This is a genomic window from Mycobacterium sp. 852013-50091_SCH5140682, assembly GCF_001665685.1.
Taxonomy (GTDB): Bacteria; Actinomycetota; Actinomycetes; order Mycobacteriales; family Mycobacteriaceae; genus Mycobacterium.
Genome location: NZ_LZTB01000104.1, coordinates 35607 through 54557, shown reverse-complemented (window position 1 = coordinate 54557; position 18951 = coordinate 35607). Strand labels below are relative to the sequence as shown.

General features: G+C 66.0%; 24 protein-coding genes and 1 tRNA gene. 5 read left to right on the top strand and 20 right to left on the bottom strand.

The window, feature by feature from the left end:
* Nucleotides 1-8: 8 nt before the first annotated feature.
* Genes A5784_RS27135 through A5784_RS27120 form a run of 4 tightly spaced genes read right to left on the bottom strand, consistent with a single transcriptional unit; the run spans nucleotide 9 to nucleotide 4248 of the window.
* Nucleotides 9-1271, bottom strand: a complete 1263-nt coding sequence (locus A5784_RS27135) for an NAD(P)/FAD-dependent oxidoreductase (protein ID WP_064947966.1) — start codon at nucleotides 1269-1271, stop codon at nucleotides 9-11.
* Between the two features lie 3 nt (nucleotides 1272-1274).
* On the bottom strand, nucleotides 1275-1466 hold the full coding sequence (locus A5784_RS27130) for a ferredoxin (RefSeq protein ID WP_064947965.1): 192 nt from the start codon (nucleotides 1464-1466) through the stop codon (nucleotides 1275-1277).
* Between the two features lie 42 nt (nucleotides 1467-1508).
* Complete coding sequence (locus tag A5784_RS27125) at nucleotides 1509-2708, bottom strand: cytochrome P450 (protein WP_064947964.1); 1200 nt, start codon at nucleotides 2706-2708, stop codon at nucleotides 1509-1511.
* Nucleotides 2698-4248 (bottom strand): APC family permease, encoded by a 1551-nt coding sequence (locus A5784_RS27120; protein WP_082945095.1) that lies wholly within the window; start codon nucleotides 4246-4248, stop codon nucleotides 2698-2700. Before A5784_RS27120 ends, A5784_RS27125 begins: the two co-directional genes overlap by 11 nt.
* A 249-nt stretch (nucleotides 4249-4497) precedes the next feature.
* Between A5784_RS27120 and A5784_RS27115 the strand changes: the two genes are divergently transcribed.
* The 3 genes from A5784_RS27115 (at nucleotide 4498) to A5784_RS27105 (ending at nucleotide 6997) form a co-directional block, all read left to right on the top strand.
* On the top strand, nucleotides 4498-5292 hold the full coding sequence (locus tag A5784_RS27115) for a FadR/GntR family transcriptional regulator (RefSeq protein ID WP_353651923.1): 795 nt from the start codon (nucleotides 4498-4500) through the stop codon (nucleotides 5290-5292).
* On the top strand, nucleotides 5289-6017 hold the full coding sequence (locus tag A5784_RS27110) for a PDC sensor domain-containing protein (protein WP_064947962.1): 729 nt from the start codon (nucleotides 5289-5291) through the stop codon (nucleotides 6015-6017). The genes A5784_RS27115 and A5784_RS27110 overlap by 4 nt, the downstream gene beginning before the upstream one ends.
* 167 nt (nucleotides 6018-6184) lie before the next feature.
* On the top strand, nucleotides 6185-6997 hold the full coding sequence (locus A5784_RS27105; RefSeq protein ID WP_064947961.1) for a gamma-glutamyl-gamma-aminobutyrate hydrolase family protein: 813 nt from the start codon (nucleotides 6185-6187) through the stop codon (nucleotides 6995-6997).
* Nucleotides 6998-7105: 108 nt separating this feature from the next.
* Here A5784_RS27105 and A5784_RS38505 read toward each other — a convergent pair.
* Nucleotides 7106-7174: transfer RNA gene (locus tag A5784_RS38505), tRNA-Tyr, on the bottom strand.
* Nucleotides 7175-7355: 181 nt separating this feature from the next.
* On the opposite strand from A5784_RS38505, the gene A5784_RS27100 reads away from it, so the two are divergent.
* The gene (locus tag A5784_RS27100) at nucleotides 7356-7649 is read left to right on the top strand and encodes a CDGP domain-containing protein (RefSeq protein ID WP_064947960.1); all 294 of its coding nucleotides are present in this window, start codon (nucleotides 7356-7358) and stop codon (nucleotides 7647-7649) included.
* Between the two features lie 29 nt (nucleotides 7650-7678).
* On the top strand, nucleotides 7679-8263 hold the full coding sequence (locus tag A5784_RS27095; RefSeq protein ID WP_156750799.1) for a DUF4352 domain-containing protein: 585 nt from the start codon (nucleotides 7679-7681) through the stop codon (nucleotides 8261-8263).
* 125 nt (nucleotides 8264-8388) lie between these two features.
* On the opposite strand, the gene A5784_RS27090 is transcribed toward A5784_RS27095, so the two are convergent.
* The 15 genes from A5784_RS27090 to A5784_RS27020 all read right to left on the bottom strand — a co-directional run bounded on the left by A5784_RS27090 (nucleotide 8389) and on the right by A5784_RS27020 (nucleotide 18944).
* A complete protein-coding gene (locus tag A5784_RS27090; protein ID WP_064947958.1) occupies nucleotides 8389-9294 on the bottom strand; it encodes a hypothetical protein in 906 nt (301 codons plus the stop codon).
* Nucleotides 9291-9683, bottom strand: coding sequence for a DUF3307 domain-containing protein (locus A5784_RS27085; RefSeq protein WP_064947957.1), 393 nt, complete (start codon nucleotides 9681-9683; stop codon nucleotides 9291-9293). The genes A5784_RS27090 and A5784_RS27085 overlap by 4 nt, the downstream gene beginning before the upstream one ends.
* Entirely contained in the window at nucleotides 9680-9901 is a 222-nt protein-coding gene (locus tag A5784_RS27080; RefSeq protein WP_064947956.1) for a hypothetical protein, read from the bottom strand. Before A5784_RS27080 ends, A5784_RS27085 begins: the two co-directional genes overlap by 4 nt.
* On the bottom strand, nucleotides 9901-11358 hold the full coding sequence (locus A5784_RS38865) for a glycoside hydrolase family 25 protein (RefSeq protein ID WP_082945094.1): 1458 nt from the start codon (nucleotides 11356-11358) through the stop codon (nucleotides 9901-9903). The genes A5784_RS27080 and A5784_RS38865 overlap by 1 nt, the downstream gene beginning before the upstream one ends.
* On the bottom strand, nucleotides 11355-11660 hold the full coding sequence (locus tag A5784_RS27070) for a hypothetical protein (protein WP_156750798.1): 306 nt from the start codon (nucleotides 11658-11660) through the stop codon (nucleotides 11355-11357). Before A5784_RS27070 ends, A5784_RS38865 begins: the two co-directional genes overlap by 4 nt.
* Before the next feature lie 33 nt (nucleotides 11661-11693).
* Nucleotides 11694-12380, bottom strand: a complete 687-nt coding sequence (locus A5784_RS27065) for a DUF7257 domain-containing protein (protein WP_064947954.1) — start codon at nucleotides 12378-12380, stop codon at nucleotides 11694-11696.
* On the bottom strand, nucleotides 12380-12793 hold the full coding sequence (locus A5784_RS27060; protein WP_064947953.1) for a hypothetical protein: 414 nt from the start codon (nucleotides 12791-12793) through the stop codon (nucleotides 12380-12382). Before A5784_RS27060 ends, A5784_RS27065 begins: the two co-directional genes overlap by 1 nt.
* A 28-nt stretch (nucleotides 12794-12821) precedes the next feature.
* The gene (locus tag A5784_RS39360; RefSeq protein ID WP_232006257.1) at nucleotides 12822-13508 is read right to left on the bottom strand and encodes a DUF7240 domain-containing protein; all 687 of its coding nucleotides are present in this window, start codon (nucleotides 13506-13508) and stop codon (nucleotides 12822-12824) included.
* Nucleotides 13509-13517: 9 nt separating this feature from the next.
* Entirely contained in the window at nucleotides 13518-14828 is a 1311-nt protein-coding gene (locus tag A5784_RS27050; RefSeq protein WP_064947952.1) for a DUF7172 family protein, read from the bottom strand.
* A complete protein-coding gene (locus A5784_RS27045; RefSeq protein WP_064947951.1) occupies nucleotides 14825-15424 on the bottom strand; it encodes a DUF7172 family protein in 600 nt (199 codons plus the stop codon). The genes A5784_RS27050 and A5784_RS27045 overlap by 4 nt, the downstream gene beginning before the upstream one ends.
* Nucleotides 15425-15521: 97 nt before the next feature.
* A complete protein-coding gene (locus A5784_RS27040) occupies nucleotides 15522-16163 on the bottom strand; it encodes a DUF7172 family protein (RefSeq protein ID WP_064947950.1) in 642 nt (213 codons plus the stop codon).
* Nucleotides 16164-16292: 129 nt separating this feature from the next.
* Nucleotides 16293-16721, bottom strand: a complete 429-nt coding sequence (locus tag A5784_RS27035) for a hypothetical protein (RefSeq protein WP_064947949.1) — start codon at nucleotides 16719-16721, stop codon at nucleotides 16293-16295.
* On the bottom strand, nucleotides 16721-17005 hold the full coding sequence (locus A5784_RS27030; RefSeq protein WP_156750797.1) for a hypothetical protein: 285 nt from the start codon (nucleotides 17003-17005) through the stop codon (nucleotides 16721-16723). Before A5784_RS27030 ends, A5784_RS27035 begins: the two co-directional genes overlap by 1 nt.
* Before the next feature lie 14 nt (nucleotides 17006-17019).
* On the bottom strand, nucleotides 17020-17412 hold the full coding sequence (locus A5784_RS27025; RefSeq protein ID WP_064947947.1) for a phage tail fiber protein: 393 nt from the start codon (nucleotides 17410-17412) through the stop codon (nucleotides 17020-17022).
* A 29-nt stretch (nucleotides 17413-17441) separates the two neighbouring features.
* Nucleotides 17442-18944, bottom strand: coding sequence for a glycine-rich domain-containing protein (locus A5784_RS27020; protein WP_064947946.1), 1503 nt, complete (start codon nucleotides 18942-18944; stop codon nucleotides 17442-17444).
* Nucleotides 18945-18951: the final 7 nt, after the last annotated feature.

Below are 18951 nucleotides of genomic sequence, written 5' to 3'. Positions count from 1 at the left end.
GGGGTGGGTCAGGCGGGCTGCAGCTGCGCGCGGGCGGTATCGACTTGTTGGCGGTAGTGCAGGTTTTGAGTGGAGGTGGGGGTGATCATTACGACGCCGACGAGGGCATCGCTGCGGTAGTAGCCCACGACGGTGCCCGGCAGCGGTGGGGTATTTCCGGTCGGGTCGAGAGTTCCTTCCAGGACGGCGCTGCGGTCGGCGTCACCCGGTGAGCCGTAGCCTTGCAACCGGACGTCGTACTGGTCGCTCCAGAACGACGGCAGCGGCAGGAATGGCACAGTGTCATCGGGTTGCCCGGCGAGATCTGCGATCAGGGTTTTGGCGGCACGTTTGGCGGTATCGGTTGGTATGGACCAGTGTTCGATGCGCCGGGCCGCGTCGCCGGTGGTGACATCCGGGAAGCGGGCGACGTCGCCGACGGCGACGGTGCCGCGCTGAGTCAGTACCCGCATGTGGTTGTCGCAGAGCACCCCGTTGCTCAAGTCGAGGCCGTTGCCGTCGAGCCATTCGACATTGGGGTGTGAACCCACCGATTCGATGAGCACGTCCGCGTCGATGGTGATTCCGTTGGTGAGCTGAACACCGCGCAGCTTGTCCGGTTGGGCCGATTCGGCCAGCAAGGCGGCCACCTGGACACCGGTGTGCACGGTGACCCCGTGGGACTCGTGCACACGTTGCAGGGATTGTCCCAATACCGTTCCGAGCGGCCGGATCATCGGGACGGGTTGGGGTTCGACGATGTGTACTGTTGCGCCGATCTTGCGGGCGGTGGCAGCAGTCTCGCATCCGATGAATCCGCCGCCGACCACCACCACTTCGGCCTCGGGTCGCAGTTCCGCGCGCAGACCGATGGCGTCGTCGAGGGTACGGATGACGTGCCGGCCGTGCTGCGGTCGGTCGAACGGCAGCCTGCGTGGGCGCAGGCCGGTGGCGATGACCAGACCGTCGTAGGACAGGACGGTGCCATCGGCCAGCGTGACGGTCCGCGCATCGAGGTCGCTGGATACGACGGGTTGACCGAGCCGCCACGTGACGTCGGCGGTGCTTTTGCGCTGCCGGAAAGCGACGTCGCGGTGCCAGTGGTCCGGTCCTGAGTTGTCGTCGTCGCGGTGCTGTGCCAGTACATCTTTGGACAGCGGCGGCCGGTTGTAGGGCAGATGGTTCTCGGCGCCGACGAGGGTGATGTCGCCGGCGAATCCTTGGGCACGCAGCTGTTCGGCTGCGCGTAGACCGCCCATGGAGGCGCCGACGACGATCACGCGGGATGACATTGCTCAGTTCCCGTCGAGCAAGATGGCTTGCACGGGGCAGACGTCGGCCGCTTCTTCGACCTCGTCGCGCAGACTCTCGTCGACGTCGGTGTCGTATTCGAGTTTGCCGTCGTCGTTCATGCGGAACACGGTGGGTGAGGCGATGGTGCACTGTCCGTGGTCGTCGCACAGTTTGCGGTCAACGTGAACTTTCATGGTTTTCCTTTTCTTGTAATGCTTCTCGGGCCGGCTGCGGACTCACGCGCGGTCAAAGCTGATGGGCAGATAGATCGGACCGGTGTTGCCACTGAGCGGTAGCCAGGTGGGGGTGCCGTCGATGCGGGGATTGCGCAGGCGCCGAGCCAGCAGAGGTAGCGCCTCGCTCATGTCACTGCGGGCCACGAAATGCCCCAGGCAGTGGTGGATGCCGCCGCCAAATCCGAAGTGCGCCGGCCGGGTGGCCTCCAGGTCGAACGGTTTGCCGTCGATGACGCGGGGGTCGGTGCCGGCGGACTCCGACAGCAGGTGGATGGTGGTGCCTGCGGTGATGTGCAGTCCCTGGTAGTCGAAGTCTTCCAACGCTTCACGGGTCACCCAGGTGACGGTTGGGTTGACTCGCATGGCCTCCTCGACAGCGGCCTTGCCCAACTCCGGGCGTCGGGCCAGCAGCTCCCACTGGTCGGGGTAGGTCATGAAGGTCTGCATCGCCAGGCCGAGCTGGTTGCGGGTCGTGTCCATGCCACCGAAGATGAGCAGCACGAGGGCCACGCGCAGCTCGTCGCGGGAAAGATGCTCGCCATCGCGTTCGGCGAGCACGAGCCGGGACACGAAGTCGTCACCGGGGTTGGCCTGGCGTTCGGCGATGAGGTCGTCGGCGTACCCGTAGAGCCCCGCCAGTGCCGTTTCGATGCGGTCCAGGTCCTGCTTGAAGGTGACGCCCAGGGACAGTCCGATGTCGTTGGACCAGGCGGCGATTCGCTTCCAATGCGATTCGTCGATGCCGAGCATGATCGCGATGACGCGCGCAGCGTAGGGCTCGGCGAACTGTGCGGCGAAGTCGCAGTGGCCTTCGTCGTAGAAGGTGTCGATCAGCTCGTTGGCCAGTGCCTGGAATCGTGGGACCAGTCCCCCGATCAGTTTTGGGGAGAAGGCTGGATTCATCAGGCGGCGCAGGCGGTGGTGATCTTCGCCCTCGATGTTGAGCAGGGCCTTGCTCCACCAGTGTGCAAAGGCGCCTTCGGTGACGCCGTTGTGAGCGGGCCAGGCCCAGCTGCCCTGGCGCAGGCGGCGGTCCTTCATCAGCTTGCCCACCTCGTCGTAGCGCAGCACTGCCAGCCCGTATGGGGTTCGGGCATACCAGTTTTCGTCGCGCGCGGTGCGAACGTCGGCAGACTGGACCGAGAAGGCCGGGTCGGCGAGGTTCAGGTACGGCGCGTCGGTGAGTTGTTCAGTGGACATCGAGTTCTCCTGCCAGCTGGGGAGTGGCCACCGGGCGCGCGGTGGTGGGCACGGTGGTGGGAATGGCGTCGCCGTACGGGGCGGTGCCGTTGTTGTGTGAGCGGGCCAAGACCATGTAGAGCAAGCCCAAGCCGATGACGACCAAGGACATGACCGCGACGATGTAGTTGTCATACCAAGGGGCTTCGGGGGTGCGCGGCCAGCTGATGTTGACGATGGCGGCGACGCCGTAGATCAAGGCGCCGATGTTGACCGGCCAGGCCCATTTCTGCAGGCGGTATTTTCCGGTCGCTGTCCAACCTTTGATGCGTGCGCGCAGCGCGGCCAGCACGACCATCTGGAAAGCGATGTAAATGCCGACCGAGCCGAAGCTGATGAGTTTGGTCAAGGCGTCGGTGGACACGATAGAGCCGATGATCAGGGCTGCGGGAATGACCACAGCAGCCAGGAGTGCATACGGCGGGACGTGGCGCTTGTGGTCGAAGCGTGACCACAGTGAGGCGCCGACGATCATGCCGTCGCGGCCATACGAGTAGATCAGCCGGCTGGCTGCGGCCTGCAGGCTCAGCGCGCACGACACGAACGAGATGAGGACAACGGAGAGAACGACTTTGGATCCCACCGTGCCGAAGGCGTTGGCCAGGATGGTGGAGATGGGATCTGCGTCGGCGCCTGAGATGACGGCCCCGAAGTCGACGACGGAGAGGATAAGGCTCAGGCAGACGAATGTCGCTGCGGCGCCGCCGATATAGATGGTGCGACGCATCGATTTGGGGATCTGGACGCCGGGGTTCTTGACCTCTTCGGCGACGTCGCCGCAGGCTTCGAAACCGTAGTACTGATAGACCCCGATGAGGCTGGCCGCGAGAAAGGCGTAGAGGAAGCTGTGGTTACCCTCGGCGCCGAAGCTGTGGAACAGCACGCCCAGCCCGTGGTGACGCTGGCTGATCAGCAACCAGACACCGACGACCAGCGCTCCGATGAGTTCGGCGGTGAACCCGAATATGGCGAAATAGCTGAGGATTTTGGTTCCGGTGAGGTTGATCGTGGTGGCCACGGCCAGGATCGCCAGTGCGCACCAGATCGTGGCGTGCACCGACGGGGTGAAGCCGAGCACGGCCGCAACGAACGGCCCGGCCCCGTAGGCGACACCGGCGATGGTGGCCAGGAGTGCGAACAGGTAGACCCAACCGGTCATCCATGCCCATTTGCGGCCCCAGAGCCGCCGCGCCCACGGATAGACGCCGCCGGCAACCGGGAATTGGGCGACCACCTCGCTGAACACCAACGCGACGAGTAACTGTCCGACGCCGGCGATGAGCAAGCTCCAGATCATCGGCGGACCGGCAGCTGCGATGGCGATCGCGAACACGGTGTAGATGCCGACCACTGGGGACAGGTAGGTGAAGCCGAGCGAGAAGTTCGCCCACAGGCTCATGTCACGTTTGAACTCGGATTGGAAGCCCAGAGCCGCGAGTTGAGCGGCGTCGTCGTCTTCACCGTGGGGCAGCGCGTCCCCGGAAAGTGGTGTGCTGGACATAGCGGTGTCTTTCAGGTCGGTGACCGGACGTGGTCAGTCAGTCGTTGGCGTGTTTGCAGGCGACATACCGCTCAGCGAAGGCCTGCAGGTCGTGCAGCGCCCAGGCGAACAAGGGCGCGGTGACCAGGAGAACCACGACGACCGGCATCGGAGACCTCCTCGAATTGGTGAGCGAAGTGTGAGCTGGATCCTGTGGTCCCGGTCACACGCTAAAACCTATACCACCATAGTTCATAGTTCAAGTCTTTAGTGCTATGGTCGGCTCAGACGTTTCGACGGCAGGAGAAGCCGGTGGCAGTCGACCAACTCGGGGGTCTCACAGCGCTCGACGCCGTCCTGTCCCCTCTCGACGGCGGCGGTCCGCGCACCGACGCCGTCGTCGCTCGCATCACTTCCGCGATCGGTCTCGGCGTGATGGCCGACGGCGAGCAACTTCCCAGCGAGATCGACCTGGCCACCCAACTCGGCGTCTCGACGGTGACACTGCGCGAGGCGCTGGCCGTCCTACGCCAGCAGGGTTTGGTCGAAACCAAGCGGGGTCGTGGTGGTGGCAGTTTTGTGCGCGCGTCCGCTCAAGCCGTCAACAGCCGTTCTCTTGCCCATCTTGAGGAACTGACCGTCGAAGAAATCCGCGATCTGGGCGACGAGCACTTCGCCGTGGCCACCGCCGCCGCGGTCCTCGCCACCCGACGCGCGATGGCCGCCGACATCACGCGGCTGCGCCTCCTGGTGACGCGTCTTGCCGAGAGCGACAACATATTACGCAGCCGCCGCGCCGACAGCCGCTTTCAAATCGAAGTCGCCGTATGCTCGCAATCGGCCCGGCTGACCCGCGCTGAGGTGAATATGCAAGCCGAGTTGTCTTCGATGATCTGGCTGCCCGAAATTGCGGCTGATCCGGCGGCCGAAGCCGCCCGCCACGCCAAGCTCGTCGACGCCATCGAAGCAGAAGACGAATCCAAGGCTCGATCGCTCGCCGAAGAACACGCCGCCGGCACCGTCCGACGGCTGATCGCACTACGCATGGAGCTGACCCACCGATGACCGACAGCAACCACGCCCGCGCGATCGAATCCCCAGCTGTCGAAGCAGCTGTCGGCGAGCTCGTCGCTGCCATCTTCGCCTCGCTGCAGACCATCGCGGACGCCACTCGCGACCTGTGGGACCGGCTCGAGAGCACAAGCACCGCACCCCGGACAGTCGATCTCGCCGGCCTTCGCGAGGTGATCGTCGGTGAACTCCAACGCCGGGGAACGATGTTCAACGGCACCGGGGTGGTCGTCGCAGACCAACTCCTGGCCGACAGCCCGCGCTACCTGGAGTGGTGGCGGACCGACCACAAGCATGGCGGGGCAGCTCAAAAGTTGAGCCTCGACCTCAATCCCAACAGTGAGTACTTCTACGACTACACCTCCATGGAATGGTTCGCGGTCCCTCGCGACCGCGCAATCCCCTGGGTGTACGGGCCTTACCTGGATTACACCGGTGTCGACCTCTACGTCTGTACCTTCGGCGTGCCCATCACCTCAACAGGAGGGCGGTTTCTCGGCGTCGCCGCGGCCGACGTGCCGGTCGCCGCACTCGACGCCAAACTCCTGCCCACCTTCACGGCCGCGTCACAACCGGTGGCGTTGATCAACGCTGAAGGCCGCGTGATCGTGGCCAATCATGTCGACCATGTCACCGGATCCAAGATCCGCACGAGTGATCGGCTGCAAACCCAGCAGATACCCAACACCCCGTGGTCACTGGTCCGGCTGAACCCCTGACGCCGGATATCGGTTGAACGACGGTGCCAGCCCGGTAGCGCTCGCAGACGATCCGAAAAGCATTGTGGGCGAGACGTTTACACGATGTTGGCAGGAATGTACCAACTCTCGGTCACATCCCCGACCCACCGCAACGCACCACCTCTACTCAGATAGGACAACCCACGATGAGCACCCTCGCCCCCATCACGCTGGCTGATGTTCTGCCCGCGCACCCCGTCGTCGACGCCGGCGCCGCCCTGATCGGCGTGGTCATCCCACTCAACTACCCCGACCTCACCGAAGAGACTCGCGAGCTCGTGGTGCGCTTCACGCGGTCGACGCTGCAAACGCTGACCGATCTGGGAGCCCGACTGGTGGTCATCGATCCCACTGCCGAGACGCCAGACCCCATCGACGGCATCGACGGCATCGACGGACTGGTACTGCTCGGTGGCGGTGACGTCGACCCGACGCTGTACGGCCACCACGACGACGTGCCCAGCCTAAACGGGGTCGACCGGCGCTGCGACGAGCGCACCCTCGATGCCATCCGCCAAGCAGTCGCGCGCCAGCTTCCGCTTTTCGGCATCTGCCGCGGCGCGCAGATGCTCAACGTGGCCCACGGCGGCGATCTCATCCCCGATCTCGGCCCCGACACCCCCCACCACGGTCACGGCGAGGATCCGCTGTTCGTCGACGACACCGTGCTGATCGAGCCCGACACGCGATTGTCGGCCATCTTGAATGCGACGACCGCCACCGTGCGCAACGGGCACCACCAGGCCGTCGGCACCGTCGCCCCAGCGTTGCGGGTTGCCGCCCGGGGCGTCGACGGAGTTGTCGAGGCCGTAGAACACCGCGACCCGGCCATCTGGCTGCTCGGTGTTCAGTGGCACCCCGAAGACACCGATGGACCCGCTGCCGACCGGCACGCGTTGTTCTCGGCTTTCCTGGCGCGTGTCGAATCGGACCGGAAGACCGCCATCGACCAGCACTGAGGGGCACCGACTTCGTTGCTTGCGAAAAACAGTGTCGGACAGGCCGGTACACCTGCCCGCGCGGCCGGAAACACGTCAGGCCCCCTCGATGAGGGGGCCTGATCTGTGTGGCAGGTAGTGGATTCGAACCACTGTAGGCGTAAGCCGACGGATTTACAGTCCGCCCGATACCGTCGCATGGCTTCGCGCCGTGTCGCGAAAAAGGTGTCTGATCAGGCGTGACGGTCGCATGCATTCGCATGGTTTCGCCCAGTTTCGCGCGTGCGTTGTCACAACTCTGGCACAACTCCGACCCGCGCCAGAACGTGTCAACGAGGAACTGTCACAGGCGTCAAGACTGTGTCGTACGATTCCGCGCATGTACAGGTGGCTCACAGGTGGGCTGGTCGCAGGGGGCCTGGCGGCCGGTTTGGGGCTGGCCGCGCCAGCCAGCGCCGGGTGCGAGACTCAGCCGTTCGCGCAGTACTGCGACGGCCCGGTTCGTCCAGACGGCACCTGGGACCGGTGCTTCTCGACACAGCCGCAGGCCATCAACGGCCAGTACGGACAGATCACCGGATGGGTGCCATCTGTCGGCCGCTGCTACCCCGTCGACCCGAACGCCTGGCCACCGACGCCGCTGGGCCAGCCGCAGTACCACATCTACCCATGACGGGCCTTCGCGTCATCGCCATGCCCGCAGTGATCACCGCGCTGGCGCTTCTTGCTGGCTGCAGCCAGCCCGCCCAGCAACCCGCGGCCACCACCGTCACGGTCACCACTGAACGCGGGCCCGAGCAACCTCCCGTGGCGCCGACGGGCGAGCCTCGACGCGACGCCAGCGGCGCGATGCTCAAAGCGATCGGGGAAGGTGCCGGTGTCGGGTGCCCATCACCGACCGCGCCGTGCGATCTGGAGTTCACCGTCACGGCGATCGAACCGGGATATCAGTGCTCGGATCCCTACCAGATTTCACCGCTCGCTCCTGGGCAGCAGTATCTGCGGTACTCGGTTGATGGTCAGGCAGCGAACAAGCTCGAGTGGTCTGGTTCGGCCGACGCCCTGCGTATCAACAACTGGGCCATTGAGGATGGCGACGGCGTTCTGCATCGCGACCTCGATATTGCGTCGCCCTGCACAGAGCACGCCGACGCCGTACTTCAGACGTTCGTCCCAGGAACTCGCATGCGGGGCACCGTAACGGTGATTGCCCCAGCCTCGGCGAAAGAGCTGAGGCTCATCGTTGGGGACATGTCCTGGGTCTGGCCGATCCCCCCGAAGACGTAGCGCGCCGCGACCACCACATGAGTTAAGTGCGGCGGTTGCGCCACGCGAGAATGAACGCCAGCGCCACGCACGCGGTGCTGTATGCGATGCCGACCCAGCACATCGCGTAGACCGCGGCCATGGTGTCAGGCCGCTGCTGGTGTTGCGGCGGCGATAGCGCCGAGATGGTCGACGGCGTACTGGATTCCGGTTCGGCCGTCGGCGGTGACGGCCCGCCATTCGTAGGTGATGTGCGGGGCAGTCGGCGGGTTCTGGGCGACGAACTGCAACGCCACCCCGAGGGACTTGCTCAGCGCAACCACGTTGAGTGGGTTGGCCAGCAGCTCGAGCACCTGCTCCGCCAGGCCGCCCTTGCCGGTGAGCGCCGACAGGATCGCGGTGGCGGCGTTGATATCGAGACCGAGCTGGATCGCCGCCATGTAGCAGGCGGTGACGTTGTCGCCCGCCTGCTGGTCGAGCAGCTTCGGCCCGGCGGGCACCGAGGTGTACATGTCGCCGGGGTTGCCGATGTCGACCCACGTGGCCGGGAGGTCGGCGGGCAGGCGGTTGGCGGCGATACCGCGGCCGCCGGGGTCGATGAGACCGGACCCTGTATGGCCCTGCCCACGCATCGGGTTGCCGAGCGTGTAGCCGCCGATGAAGTTGTGCCGCAAGTGGTACAGGCGGCCGCCCGGGGTGATGATCTCCAGCAGCACACGCGATGCCGCCTCGGCGCCCTGGGAGTAGCCGCCGAGCCCGAACGTCTGCAGCGGGTGCGCCAGGATCCAGGCGACCGCCCACTCCACCGCGATGTCGACGGACTTGGCGTAGCTCGGGGCGTTCGGGTTGGGTGCGCCGATGAACCCGAACGACCACGGCGCCTGGACCGGGACCTCGAACACGGGGGCGTCGAGAGTGTCGGCCGCACCCGCGACCACCCAACTGGGGTAGCCGGTGCCAGGCTTGGCCCAGGTGCCGGCGAAGGTCAGGATCGCGTGCCGCACGAACTCGACGCCGCGGCGCGCAGCCAGCAGTTCGGCCATACCGGTCATAGCCACACCACCGCGGCGACGTTGATCAGCATGTGGAGCACGTTGTCGGCGATGATCAGCAGCCACACCGACAGCCAGTCCGGTCGGTCTGGGCCGTGACCGGTGGCGGTGTGCGGCGGCCGGAACGCATGGGGCGCGAGCTGATTCTTGAACCACACGACGTGCCGGGCCAACCGGTATCGGTCGATCACCGCGTGGGTGCCGACGATCACCAGTAGCGCCAGCGGCGACTGCGTTACGAACAGGAACGGCAGGCCATACGTCACCGCGTGCGCGATCGCCGGCCACCACCGCTTGGTCTTCTCCTGGGCCATCCAATCGGACTGGATCAGGTAGTCGCCGACCATGTGCGCCAGGCCGGCGGTGGCGATGGCGGCCGCGATGCTCATTTGCCGCCGTCGATCAGGGCTTGGCGGACGAAGCAATCCTTGGCTTCCAGCAGCTTTCGCAGACCCGCCGACAGCTCGGGGCCGTCTCCCGCCAGGTCCAGCACGTCGTCGCGGAACTTGGCCGTGAGGGCCGCGAGGTCAGCCATCGGCCCGGCGGGCAGGTTGGGATTGGGGTCCAGCAGGTCTACCAGGTGCTGGACGCTCTGATGGCGGGCCATCAGCTGTCCGCCTTGAGCACGTCGCTGGCCGGGCTAGTGGACTGGCCGGCGGCCTTGCGGCGAGCGATCAGGTCCTCCATCAGCTCGATCATCACGTCACCGTGATCCCGGACGATGCCGTCGGAAAACTCGTTGCGCCAGGCGATCTGCTCACCGATGGTGACGGTCTGCTCGTCGCTGTCGGTATGGCCGTTCTGCCACGACCCATCCGGCTGCACCCGGCCCCACGGCCCGCGGGCCGGGTCCTTGACGATCGCGTTGAACGGGCGTGCGAAGCGCGAGTAGACGAATCGCCACGGCTGCGGCCAGCCCGACCGCTTCGCCTGATCGGACGGCGGGAATACGCCGCGGGACTGGGCTTCAAGCTCTTCGGCTGCAGACATGGTGATCTCTCCTGACTGGGTGGGGGTTTCGAGGTTGAGCAGGGCGCGGAGTTGCGCGGGTGTGCCGCGGAACGCGTTGGCGTCGACTGACTTTCCGGCCACCAGGGCGCGGTCGGTGAACTGCAGAATGTCGGGGGTCCGGCCGCCGTACGCGCCCCACATCGCCCAGGTGTTGCCCGGGTAGAGCACCGAGGCGTATCCGCTGCCGGAGACGTATTCGGAGCGGATCAGGCCTGGCACCTGCGACAGGTCGGGCTTGCCGATCTGCTCCCAGTACCAGTCGGGGATATACGACAGGGCGACCCGGACGCCGAGCTTCTCGATCTCGGCTTTGACCGCCCAGAACTGGGCCATGTCACCGGATCCGGCTTCAACGTCGAGCATGGCGGGGATGCTCTTGTCGCCGAGCTGGTCTACGAACAGGCGCGCCTGCGCGGCGGGGTCGCCGGTGCGGACGTAGTGATAGCCGGCGAGGATCAGGCCGAGGCGCTGCGCGTCGTCGCGGGTGCGCGGCCAGAACGGATCGCGGTAGGTCGCGCCCTCGGACACCTTGGCGAACACGAAGTCGAAGCCCTCGGCCTTGACTTGGTCAAGGTCCATGACGCCCTGGTGGTTGGAGATGTCGATTCCGTAGGTGACGGCGTCGGCCGGCGGCGGCCCGGGGGCGATGTCGCCAGGCATCGGGATGGGTGCGCTTTGACGCGTGTGGACGTGATCGCGGTGGCCGCCATAGTCGCTGGCGTAGTAGCCGGTGTCGGTGACGTCGCGGCCACCGGCGACGCCGGCCCGCTGCCCGGTGTTGGGGTTCTGCCAGATGATCTGCTCCAGCGAGCCGCGAACGGTCATGAGGTAGTCGGCGAATCGCTGCATGTTCTCGACCGGTCCGGCCCAGTCGATGCCGCGGTTGAGCTGTTGTGGGTTCGGCGCGAACCCGGCTTCGTTGCGGTTGCTCTCCTGGTGGCCCGGGTAGGTGCTTGCGCGCAGCCCGAAGACTTGGGCGAGCTGGTAGACCCAGTCGGGAAATCCGTTGGCGCCGTAGTTGACGCTGGCTCCTCGCGGCAGTCCGTAACTCATCGGCCACCGCCGAGCAGGCCGCCGAGCCCGCTGAGGGGGTTCTTGGCGATCTGCTGCAACTGAGCCACAACGGCGGACAGGCCGCCGAGGTCAGGCAGCTTGGTGCCGACCTGGTCCGCGATGGCCTTCACGAGCTTGTCGTCCCACTTCCACGGCGTCGCGGCCGTGGCGTGGGTCGCGACGAACGTTGCAGCGGCTTCGATGTCGTCGCGGTTGGCGGGGTCCTTCAACCACTCCACCGCGTAGTCGAAGATGGCCTTGCCGAGGATGGGCACGAGCGATGCGAGCAGTTTCTGGAGCACGACCACGGACGGTAAAGCTGCTGGGTGCAAGCCCTATCCGGCGTTGATCCAGTCGATCGACGGTGAGAACCGGCGCGGCCCAAGCAGATCCTTCGACGCGTCCACGCGCGCCCCGATGCTGCGGTAGCCCGCGCCCTTCGCCGCGGTCGCGGCGTTGTCCGGCCACTCCCCCGCGAAGGCGCCGTTGCGGCGCAGCGTATGCAGATTCCCCACGCCGGTCAGTCGGCAGATGTCACCGGCAGCGTAGGCGCCGCAGTCCGCCACCATGATGGTGTCGACGTTGGCGACGCGACGCACGATCGCCAGCTTGGAATTGATGAGCTCGACGCCAACACCGTGCGTGAAAGCACCGTTCGACACCCTGGCGAACACCTGCGTGCGGTGCTGCGTGTTGGTGATGCTGTTGCCCGAACCCTGCGAGCCGATACGGAATTCGAGGTAGTAGTCATCCGAGCCGGTGGTGCCGGTGTTGAGCCGCACCCGATCGGTCTTGAGTGCCGCGGACACGAGACCGTCGGGCATGTCGAGTCGAAGCGAACCGTCCACGATGCCAGCCACATAGTCGCTGGCCGGGCCGTAGTGAACCCAGTTGGCGCCGAGCGTGTCTCGGTCGAAGTAATCCCCCAGTGACGACGTGGACCAGACCAGCTGCCCGTCGCGGCGGATCTCGACGATGTCCTGGCCGTCGCGTTTGATCGCCACGATCCCCGGGATCGGCATCAGCCAGCTCGCAGCATGTAGGTGACACCCGGCACGGGCGTGATTGCCGCGTACTCGGTTTGAGTCATGAACACTATCGGCGCCTCGACCGGGTTGCCGTCCTTGTCGTAGGCGGTGACGACCCCGATGCCGGCCTTCGCCGCGGTCACAGAGTCGTCGTCGAGCTTGGCGGTCGTGACGGCACCGGGAGCGAGGTTGACGGCTTCCACACCATTGGTGGCGATCTTCTCTGTGGTGACTGCACCATCGGCGAGTTTTCCCGTGGCCACGGCTTTCTCTGCCAGCTTCGCTGTGGTGACAGCCCCGTTGACCAGCCCGGACGGTGCGACCTCTTCGATCTCGGCGCGCATCTGCGGCGACAGCCGTTCGCCAACCGGCTTTTCCGTGTCGAGGTAGGGCACCAACTTCGGCATGCCCGCAGGTTATGGGCCCCGCGTGCAGCTACCGCATTCCCGACATCGCCCGGGTGAACGCATCGAACGATGCCTCCACCTCGCCAGGGGTGAAGCCCTCCGGCGGTTTGACTTGCGCGTGATAGTCCTTGCCGTTCAGGCGTTCCGCGCCCTCAGGCGTCGGCGCGTACAGCCGGTCCATCAGGTCCTCGCGGGCAAGCCGGTCCAGATCCTTGTCGCCGGTCGACGCGGTGCCCTCCAATGCCAGCGTTTCGATCTCATCGATGACGGCGTGCATGTGCGGTAAATCCCGCATCGGGTCGGCGATCCCGTCCGATCGCATCCGCTGCCGAACAGCGCGCCAGTTGGTGCCGGCCATGACGGCCAGGATGATGACGGCGACGTACGGGCGGGCGGTGCCCCACGTCGCCAGCTCGCGGGCCACGAGTGTGGTGGTGTCGCCCGGTAGTTCGTCGGCCATCATGCCGGACAGCAGCCGCTCGTACTCGCCATCGTCGAGGTGGTCCCGGACGAACTGGGTCAGGTAGTGGTGCCGTTCCTCGGATGTGATCTTCGGGTTGCCTGACATTGCCAGCGCGGCCGCCGATCTCGGCATCGGTCGGCGTGCACGCACGACGCCGACGTCCGGCACATCGAGGTCGAAGACAGGCCCCGAGAGGGGCGCTAGTACAGCGTCGCCCAGCATGTCGACGAAACCCTCAGGTGGATCGAACATCTGGCTCGCTTAGATCACGGGTGTGCCGGGCACCAGCACCGACAGGGCGATGGCGCGGCCGGACCACTCCGGTTCCTTGGTCGGTGTGAACGACCGGTCCAGCGTGGGCCGCGGCGGCGACGCGAGCATCGCGACCGCCATGGTGGAGCCGGTGGCGTCGACATCGGACAGGCTGGTCATCCCCGCCGGGGGTGCCTGATTTATCGGCGCCTGCAACACACTGTGCGCCACGTGAGAAGCGCACAACAGCAATTGGCCGCGACTGTCGATGCTGGGGCACACGTGGCCACCGTCGCCGCGCTCCCAGAACCGTTTCGACAGTGTCGACGCAAACCGCCACTCGGTGAAATCGGTAGACGCGTCGCGCAGCACCACCAGGGTGACGATCTCCTCAGCCAGCACACCGGTGGTGAAGTGGTACGACCCCGGTTCGGTGGCCGACGCAATCCGCCCGTAGACCTTCATGTGAACATCGCCGATACCCAACAGGCCGTCGTTGCGGACATGCAGCTCGGTCCAACCGGATTCAGACGCCGTGATGTCAGAGGCCAAGCCGATGTTGTTCGCCACGATCGCCAACATGGTGTCACCCGCGGCCGTCCCGGCCGGCACGTCGACGTCAGTGGGGAACGTGTTGTTGGTCGAGTGCTCCACCCCCACCACCGTGGGGATCGGGCGTGACGGCAGCGGACCACCTGCGACGCTGGGGATTCCGAACAGGTCGACGCGGGTGTCGCCGGAGATGAACAGCGACTCGGTGTTCTGGTCGCCGCCGTCGATGGTGGTGTTCTCCCAGAAGTCCGAAACGAACCGGACGGTCACGCGCGCGAAGAACGTCTCCCCCGGCGCCACCAGAGGCCACCCGGGTGTCTGCGGCATCAGCGGCGCCGACTGGCTGTTCTGACGCACCTCGTGCAAACCGAAGCTGGTGCCGAGCGCCAGGGTGCCGCCCTTGCCGATATCCATGCCGCACCCGAAGCGGGAGACCTCGACCATGTCGAAGCTCGACGGTGGCGTCGCGTTGGGCCGGATATCGATCCCGTGCGTGGTGACGAGGTAGCCGCGGGACCGTGCCTGCAACGTCACCTGCGCGCCGGCCCGGGTCACTAGGCCGTAAACCTGCTGCGGCACCGGGCTGTTGTTCGTCCACTGAATGTCGACGGTGTGCACCAGGTCGTTCTTGTTGCCGCCACCCGAGGTGTCGTAGCTGCGTGATACCGATGCGGCTGTCTTGCTGGCCAGCATGCGGTACTGCGTCCACGGCTGCGGTTCGATCGCCTCGTCGACGATCGCGAAGTGCTCGCTGTTGGCGCCGCTCATGCCGACCCCACCGGGGTGGCGAACACCAGTAGGCGGGTCCAGCGGGCGTGCGCTTCCCACCGGGGTTCGAACTCGGACGCTGACGTCCACACGCCGGGGGTTTGGACCGCGGCGAGGTAGCGGAAGTGCAGCGAGTGTTTCGCCGGCAGTATGCCGATCGGCACCCACGCCTGCGATGCGTCACCGTCGATGAACAGGCGCCCGTATTTCAGGTCCTCGGCGGTGGCCTCCGGCCGGTCAACTTGGGCGCGGCCACCGAATGCGTCCTGGACGATGCTGGGATAGTCGGCGGTGGGGCTGACACCCTGCGCGTACGACCAGGCGTCGTGAATCACCACGGTGCCAGGGTTCTGCGCCACGATGCTGCGCGGTGCCCTGTTGACCTGCACGGCAACGACTTGCGGGTCACCGGTGTTGTTGTACCAGTCGATGTCGCCGCTGATCATCGTCACCGGATCCGGGGCGCGGCTGATCGTGCCGTCCTTGGTGGACTCGAGGAATCGTTCGGCGACGATGCGGGGAAACCAGTGGCGGGCCATGTCGATCCCGTCGACCGTGGCCAGCATCCCCTCCATGGTGCAGGGTTTGACGGTCATCGCCGGCCCCTCCAGTAGCGGACCCACGCCACGCCCCACGACGCAACGTAAACCGCCGGCCAGACAGCGATCCCGATCATGATCCCAACGAACAGGTTCATCCGGTCACCACATTTCCTTGCTGTCCGAACGCAATTAGTTGCAGCCGAGCCCAATTCGCTCTCGCCTCATGCTTCGGTTGGTTCTTGTTCGCGTTGTCCGAGAACGGCGGCGGCGTCCACACATAGCAGCGGTACCAGGCCTTGAACAACTGTCCGGGCCCCACCGGGTACGGCACCCACTCGTCGACCATGTTGACGTCGGTCCACATCCACTGCTGCCCCGGCTCCGGTTCCGCAACGCTGTTGGTGCCGAGGTCGATCGCTGATCCGGTCTGCCCGTTGAAGATTCCCGACGTGATCGGCGGCCCCGGTTCGGCGTCCATCGCGTAGGTCCAGCGGTCGCGGAACTGGATCGCGTTCGGGTTCGACGTCAGCCAGTACCGTGGGCCGCGCACGACCCGGATCAGCACCTGCTGCTCGAGCGGGGTGTCATTGCGCCACCCGGCTTTGATGTCGATCAGCAGCTTTCCCGGCAATGCGGTGGTTGGGTACACCTTCCCGTCGCCACCAGAATTGCCGCGCACATCAGCGACGAGACGCGGGACCGCCCACGGCTGTAGACGGAGTTGGCCGGCGTCGTCGGTGGTGAGGTTCTCCCCGACGCAGACGTTCGGCTCGGTGTACTCCGTGATCGGCACGGCCCGACAGTACGGAGCCCGGGTGCTATCGCTCGTGCGGTGAGCGGCTGGTCATGATGGCCATCGTGACGGTCCAGCTACCAACAAGACCACCGAGCATGAACGCGAGAATCAGCAGGTGCCAGGGCACTACACCCGAGTCCAAATCCTCGCCGGCGAGGTGGCCAGCTCGAAGTCCTTGGCGTACTTGTTCGTCAGGTTGGTCTCTTTGAGCGTCTTGAGCGCGGCCCGTGCGTCGGCTTCACCGCCCGGCAGAACGGTCAGCGCCGTCTGCCAGCTCGCGGGGTTGGTCAGCACCTGGTCCACGATCTCCTCGCGGGCCGCGACGGCCGCGTGGTAAGCCTCCAGGTCGCGCACGTACTGGTCCTGCAACGCCTGCTGTTCGGCGGTCAGCTCCGGTGGGATCGGGTTGCCCGTCGCTGGGTCGTAGGTCGGCAGCGGCAGCGAGGGACGGGCCGGAGGCTCAGGCGGAGGCGGAGGCGGAACCGAACCGTCGTCGGGCAACGTCGCGACCTGCCAAATGACAGCCCATTCCACTTCGGTCTCCAATTCAGGCATCAGCTGGGCTGCCCCACACTCTGGACGATCATCTGGATCTTCGAACTCGTGGTCGGATCTGTTCCAATCGCCCACAGTTCGTCGTCCGGTCGCAGCCTGAATTGAAGGGTGGTGCCTTCGACGAGTGCAAAACCGCTGTTCTCGTCGACAGCAAAATTCGGTCCGATGTAGGCGGGAAGCGATCCTGGGGCGAGTTGGATGACCACCTCAACGTCACTCCCTAGTGGCTGGAGCAGCGGACCGGACGAGATGCTGTTAACGGTCATACCGGGTGTGCGGAACATGCGGATCTCCTTGGCTAGTTTGCGGCAATGGGACTGAACGACAGGACGTCGGTGGCGATGCGGATGATGTCGCCGTTGACGCCGCCCTTTGACACGCTGGCCGCGGCGGTCCACAGGCAGTTCCCTCCGGCCGGGCCAGCGGAGTCCCAGAACGACACATGCGAGATGGTCTCGGTCGCGTTGAGCGTCCATTCCGGCGTGGTGTTCGCACTCATGGAGCCTGACGCGGCGGCTGCGAAACTCAGTGCAAGCCGGGTGGTCTGGGCGCTGGCAGCGAGAGTGCCGGCCGCTCCGGGGTCTCCCGTGTGCGCTTTCGCGTACACCGTGGTTGGGGGTGTGTACGACACGTTCCGGCCAACATGGTTCAGCAGCGCATTGGCCAGGTATGTCGTGATGCCCACGGTCATGACGGCGATGGTGTCAGGGCGGGGTGTATCTACTGGCGGGCAAGGTAACTGGCTTGCCCACGTGCGCCCGCGCCGCCAGCACCGAACGTGTGCTGCGCCCCGGCCCCACCGCCACCGGGAGCGTTACCGGCACCGCCATCAGAGTTCTGCTGGGCCCCACCAGTCATCGTGAGACTCCCCTGTGTCCGGTTGCCCGGGCTGACACCGGCGACTGCCAGCGCGTTGGCCGTGGTGGAGCCGTTGCCGCCGTTGCCGGTGAGGGTGGCACCGCCGGTGACGACACTCGTGGTCGCACCGCCATTCCCGCCGTTGCCGCCTGACGTAGACCCCGCCGTGCCTCCGGTGCCGACGGTCCCGGTGATGGTGGTGACCGAGTAGTCGATGCCGCCAGGTCCACGCGTGATCGTGTCGCTGTCGTATGAACCGGGGTCACCGCCCGCACCCCAGACGCAGCAGATGCCGAGGCCCTTGCCGCCACCACCAGCGCCGAGGACGATGCGGTCGATGATCTCGCAATTGCGAGGAAAGGCGTAGCTGTAGGCGCCGGTGACAGTCCGGTCGAATGGCAGCGGCAGACCCGTCGACGGGAAGGCTGCGGCGACGCCTGCCGACAGGGCGACGGCCTGGGCGAATCCGAGGTCCAGGCGCTTGGCCAGCTCCTGAGAGCTCGCGAGTGTGAGCGCACGCGAAAGGCTCAGCGTGCGTAGGCCGGTCAGCGTCACACTGCCGGCCAGGGAGAGGTCGCGGGACACCGACAGCGGGCCGATACGGTCCAGGTCGACCACAGCGGCGGTGAGAACCTGGCGCTGCAAATCGACAGCCCGCACCTTCTCCAGATCCACCGTGCGCCCGGCCGAAAGTGTCTGTGCCAGATCAATACCGGCAACACGCAGCAGCGTGAGCGCCCGGTTCACCGTCACGGTTTGCGCCATGTCGAGCATGGCGATCTTGGTCAGGCTCACCGAGGAGCTGGCGACGATGGACCGCGCCAGGTCGAAGAACTTGAGCGTGATCAGGTCGACGACTCGGCCGGCCTGCAGCGTCTGCGCCACGTCGACCGGGCCGATCTTGGTCAGATCGACCTGGCGTCCCGCGGAGATCGTGGTGAGCAGACCGAACGCGGTGAACTGGGCGAGCTCCACCGCGCTGGTCGTGACGATGGGCGCGTTTACGTCGATGGTCGAGATGCGGGTCAGGGCCACCGACCTGGCCAGGGCGACCTGCCGGGTGACGTCGAGGCCGCCTACGGTCGACAAGCTCACGGTGCGGATGACACCAAAGGTCTGCTGTGCGGCGATCATGCCGAGCTTCTGTAGAGCCACGCTGCGGTTGAGCGCGACGTCGAGCACTACCCCGAGGTTCTGCAGCGCTCTCAGCTCGACGGTGCTGACCATGTGCAGCGACAGCGCACCGTCGATGCCGAGGACTGCCCACCACGACGGCGCGACGACCTGGCTGCCGGAGTGGTTGGCTGCACCGCCCCACCCGATACGCAGCAGGGGTGACGTTTGACGCTCGGGGAACCACGGCATGCGTCTC

Bases quoted from the DNA above. Each gene is read 5' to 3' on its own strand.
- A5784_RS27135 (WP_064947966.1), bottom strand. From the start codon at position 1,271: ATGTCATCCCGCGTGATCGTCGTCGGCGCCTCCATGGGCGGTCTACGC.
- A5784_RS27130 (WP_064947965.1), bottom strand. From the start codon at position 1,466: ATGAAAGTTCACGTTGACCGCAAACTGTGCGACGACCACGGACAGTGC.
- A5784_RS27125 (WP_064947964.1), bottom strand. From the start codon at position 2,708: ATGTCCACTGAACAACTCACCGACGCGCCGTACCTGAACCTCGCCGAC.
- A5784_RS27120 (WP_082945095.1), bottom strand. From the start codon at position 4,248: ATGTCCAGCACACCACTTTCCGGGGACGCGCTGCCCCACGGTGAAGAC.
- A5784_RS27110 (WP_064947962.1), top strand. From the start codon at position 5,289: ATGACCGACAGCAACCACGCCCGCGCGATCGAATCCCCAGCTGTCGAA.
- A5784_RS27105 (WP_064947961.1), top strand. From the start codon at position 6,185: ATGAGCACCCTCGCCCCCATCACGCTGGCTGATGTTCTGCCCGCGCAC.
- A5784_RS27100 (WP_064947960.1), top strand. From the start codon at position 7,356: ATGTACAGGTGGCTCACAGGTGGGCTGGTCGCAGGGGGCCTGGCGGCC.
- A5784_RS27090 (WP_064947958.1), bottom strand. From the start codon at position 9,294: ATGACCGGTATGGCCGAACTGCTGGCTGCGCGCCGCGGCGTCGAGTTC.
- A5784_RS27085 (WP_064947957.1), bottom strand. From the start codon at position 9,683: ATGAGCATCGCGGCCGCCATCGCCACCGCCGGCCTGGCGCACATGGTC.
- A5784_RS27080 (WP_064947956.1), bottom strand. From the start codon at position 9,901: ATGGCCCGCCATCAGAGCGTCCAGCACCTGGTAGACCTGCTGGACCCC.
- A5784_RS38865 (WP_082945094.1), bottom strand. From the start codon at position 11,358: ATGAGTTACGGACTGCCGCGAGGAGCCAGCGTCAACTACGGCGCCAAC.
- A5784_RS27065 (WP_064947954.1), bottom strand. From the start codon at position 12,380: ATGCCGATCCCGGGGATCGTGGCGATCAAACGCGACGGCCAGGACATC.
- A5784_RS27060 (WP_064947953.1), bottom strand. From the start codon at position 12,793: ATGCCGAAGTTGGTGCCCTACCTCGACACGGAAAAGCCGGTTGGCGAA.
- A5784_RS39360 (WP_232006257.1), bottom strand. From the start codon at position 13,508: ATGTTCGATCCACCTGAGGGTTTCGTCGACATGCTGGGCGACGCTGTA.
- A5784_RS27050 (WP_064947952.1), bottom strand. From the start codon at position 14,828: ATGAGCGGCGCCAACAGCGAGCACTTCGCGATCGTCGACGAGGCGATC.
- A5784_RS27045 (WP_064947951.1), bottom strand. From the start codon at position 15,424: ATGACCGTCAAACCCTGCACCATGGAGGGGATGCTGGCCACGGTCGAC.
- A5784_RS27035 (WP_064947949.1), bottom strand. From the start codon at position 16,721: ATGCCTGAATTGGAGACCGAAGTGGAATGGGCTGTCATTTGGCAGGTC.
- A5784_RS27030 (WP_156750797.1), bottom strand. From the start codon at position 17,005: ATGTTCCGCACACCCGGTATGACCGTTAACAGCATCTCGTCCGGTCCG.
- A5784_RS27025 (WP_064947947.1), bottom strand. From the start codon at position 17,412: ATGACCGTGGGCATCACGACATACCTGGCCAATGCGCTGCTGAACCAT.
- A5784_RS27020 (WP_064947946.1), bottom strand. From the start codon at position 18,944: ATGCCGTGGTTCCCCGAGCGTCAAACGTCACCCCTGCTGCGTATCGGG.